Source organism: Mycobacterium sp., assembly GCF_050701675.1.
In the GTDB taxonomy this organism is placed as follows: domain Bacteria; phylum Actinomycetota; class Actinomycetes; order Mycobacteriales; family Mycobacteriaceae; genus Mycobacterium.
This window is the reverse complement of record NZ_JBOGDD010000065.1, coordinates 1-2671: the sequence shown is the minus strand read 5'-3', so window position 1 is coordinate 2671 and position 2671 is coordinate 1. Positions and strand designations below refer to the sequence as shown.

Here is a 2671-nt window from a genome sequence, read left to right as displayed (position 1 = left end):
GCTGAGGCGATCGTTGGCGGCCTCCGACATGACGACGATGCGGTCGGCCTTCTCGGCGATGGCCTCCATCACCGAACGCTGGTGTGCCGTCGGGTTTTTGAGAACTTCGTGGGCGACGACGATCACCGGGACCCGGAGGCCGTCGATGACGTCGAGCACCTCGCTGCCGTCGGCGCCGCCGTACACGTCGTAGGCGTGCTGAATGACGGCGACGTCACGCTGGTTCAGTAGCTCCGAGCACGCGCCGATGGACGCCGCCGAGCCGTTGACGAGCTCCCCGACGACCGCTGCGCTCGATGACTCCGCACCATCGGCAACCCGCACGACGCTGACGTCGGACCCCTTGGCGGACAAGCCATCCGCCAAGCCTGCGCTGAACGTCGCGAGCCCGCACGGCGTCGGCGGAAAGCTCGTGAGCATACCGATGCTTGGCGGCGAAAGGCGTTCCGGCACATAGCGACCAGACAACGACGGAAAGCGAGTTGGAGCGTTCAAGGTGGTCCCGACTGGCGGATGTCACCGGAGTGCCCGGCGTGAGCGGCTGCTCGTAGAGAACAGCGGCGGACAGCTGACTCAATCCCGGACTGGTTGGGTTCCCAACACCCCTCACGTTACCACCCCGAGGGGGTCGCCGGATGCCCGTCGTGGCCCGTTAGTGCTGCTAAACGCGTTGCGGAACGGCCTTCAGGACGACTTGTTCCTAGCGCGCGCCCGCCGAACGGCTTCGTCGACCACGAGCTGCGCCACCTCGGCCAGTTTGCGATGTTCGGCCTGGCTCATCGCCTGCAACTGTCCGAACGCGTCCTCCGCGCTGCGGCCCGTGCGGCCCCGGATGAGGCCGATCGCCTGGTCGATCACCGGGCGCGACGACAGGGCCTTGCGCAGCTGGTCGTTCAGGGTGAGCGCCTCGGCGAGAACCTGCGCGTTGTGGACGGCGGCGGCGGCGGGCTTGGCGAACAACTCACCCAGCTCGACGGCGTGGGGGTCGAATACGTCCTTGGCGTAGGCATACACGGTGATCGCCCCGACCACGCGATCGGGCAACAGCAAGGGCAGCGCCAGCGCACTGTGCACGCCCATCCGGCCGACACGGGGCCCGAATCTCGGCCACATCTTCTCCCCGCCCAGGGAGCCGGACCGCACGGCACGTCGATCACGCACCGCGGTGATGCCCGGCCCCTCGTCGAGGGTCACGTACTGAATCTCGTCGATCGCGGTGACGAATGGCGCACTGGCAGCCAACGCGGCCACCTCGACGTCGGTGGTGTCGACCCGCAGCAACGTCACGGCGGCGCCGTCGGCACCAGGGATCGCGCGGCACGTGAACGCCGCCACCTGGGTCAGCAGCTCGGGCAGGCCAAGGCTGCCTGCGAGCAGGCCCGCGAGATCGTCGATCCCGGCCCGCAGATCCGCGGCATCCGCGCCGAACTGCAGGGATGCCTCGACGTCGGTATCTTCTGCGGTGAACTCCGCCATCGTCCCGAGCCTATGCCTGCGAACGCGCGGCCGGACGCCCAGCGTCGTCGTCGATCCCCCGTGGCCAGGCGTTCGGTTCGAATACCTTGGCGCAGAACGATTCTCACTCGCAGTCCGACAGCCCCACACCGCGCGAGCGTATGGTCTGGGGATCGGGACCATTCAGGCCCCCAATCAAAGGGCCGGCGATGTCTGACAAATCCCCCAGATCGACCATGTCCAAGAAGGCCGGCAAGTCACTCAAGGAGAAGCGCGCCGACAAGCGCGGCAAGGCCGACTCCACGTCGGCCACCGAGGACGCGATCCGCAAGAAGCGCTGACGGTTCGTGGCGTGACCTGCGACTCATTGCTCGATTGACGCAGGTGTAGCGAACCCAATCGTTGCTCAGCGGTAGTACAGCTCGCTGCCGGTCGGATATCCCCCGCCGTGGGTGGTCAGGTGCACGTGGTCGAAGTGGCCGGCGATACTCGACCGCCCGCCGCTGGGCGTGTAGTAGACACCCCGCCAAATGGCATCTTGCAGGTCGAATCGGTCCGCGTTCTTCATCGCGTACGCCACGATCTCGTTGCCGAGCTGGATGCCCGCGTCCGACCCGGGGTTGGGAATCATCACGTCGAGCGCCAAACCGTTCGGATGCCATCTCAGGCTGTCCGCCCGTACGCCGCCGATGTCCTGGATCTCGGGGAACATCGCGCTGATACTGCGGTCGACCAGGATGGTCTTCACCTGCAGCCCCCGCTCGGAAGCAAGCCCGACCGGCAACGTGCGTGGAATGACCCGCCACCTCGACGCCACGGCCATCTGCGCGGGCGTGGCGGACGGAACGGCCGCCGGACCCGACGAGAAGCCAGCAGGCGCGGCTTGGACGATCTCCACGCAGCACGGCACGGAAGTCTCGGCGGCGGCCTCGACGACCGGCTTCGGCGCTTCCTTGACTGCGATCGGACCGGCGCTGCCGCCGACGGCGAAGAACACGGCGAACGCGGCAACGGCACCGGCGGTGAGTGCAGGCGACTTCCGCCTGCTTCTCGCGAGTTGATGCCTTCCCACGACTAGCACTTTAAACGGTGACAGCACCCAAACAGCAACCTTTACGAGATCTGATCGTGATCTTTGGGCGATTTTTCGGGTGGGCGGCCCGTCCTGACCGGCGATGAGCTGCTGAAACGCGTTTGACGCCCCTACTGTGTGCTC

General features: G+C 66.9%; 4 protein-coding genes. 1 reads left to right on the top strand and 3 read right to left on the bottom strand.

Annotation, left to right across the window (positions count from 1 at the left end):
- Positions 1-420 (bottom strand): glycosyltransferase family protein (locus ACRDUX_RS01950; protein WP_526410487.1); only part of this gene is annotated, 420 nt, incomplete at its 3' end.
- Positions 421-684: 264 nt separating this feature from the next.
- A complete protein-coding gene (locus ACRDUX_RS01945) occupies positions 685-1476 on the bottom strand; it encodes an ANTAR domain-containing protein (RefSeq protein ID WP_526410485.1) in 792 nt (263 codons plus the stop codon).
- A gap of 188 nt (positions 1477-1664) precedes the next feature.
- On the opposite strand from ACRDUX_RS01945, the gene ACRDUX_RS01940 reads away from it, so the two are divergent.
- The gene (locus ACRDUX_RS01940; protein ID WP_526410483.1) at positions 1665-1796 is read left to right on the top strand and encodes a hypothetical protein; all 132 of its coding nucleotides are present in this window, start codon (positions 1665-1667) and stop codon (positions 1794-1796) included.
- Between the two features lie 65 nt (positions 1797-1861).
- On the opposite strand, the gene ACRDUX_RS01935 is transcribed toward ACRDUX_RS01940, so the two are convergent.
- A complete protein-coding gene (locus tag ACRDUX_RS01935) occupies positions 1862-2527 on the bottom strand; it encodes a VldE C-terminal domain-containing protein (RefSeq protein WP_526410481.1) in 666 nt (221 codons plus the stop codon).
- Positions 2528-2671 lie beyond the last annotated feature (144 nt).

Bases quoted from the DNA above. Each gene is read 5' to 3' on its own strand.
- ACRDUX_RS01945 (WP_526410485.1), bottom strand. From the start codon at position 1,476: ATGGCGGAGTTCACCGCAGAAGATACCGACGTCGAGGCATCCCTGCAG.
- ACRDUX_RS01940 (WP_526410483.1), top strand. From the start codon at position 1,665: ATGTCTGACAAATCCCCCAGATCGACCATGTCCAAGAAGGCCGGCAAG.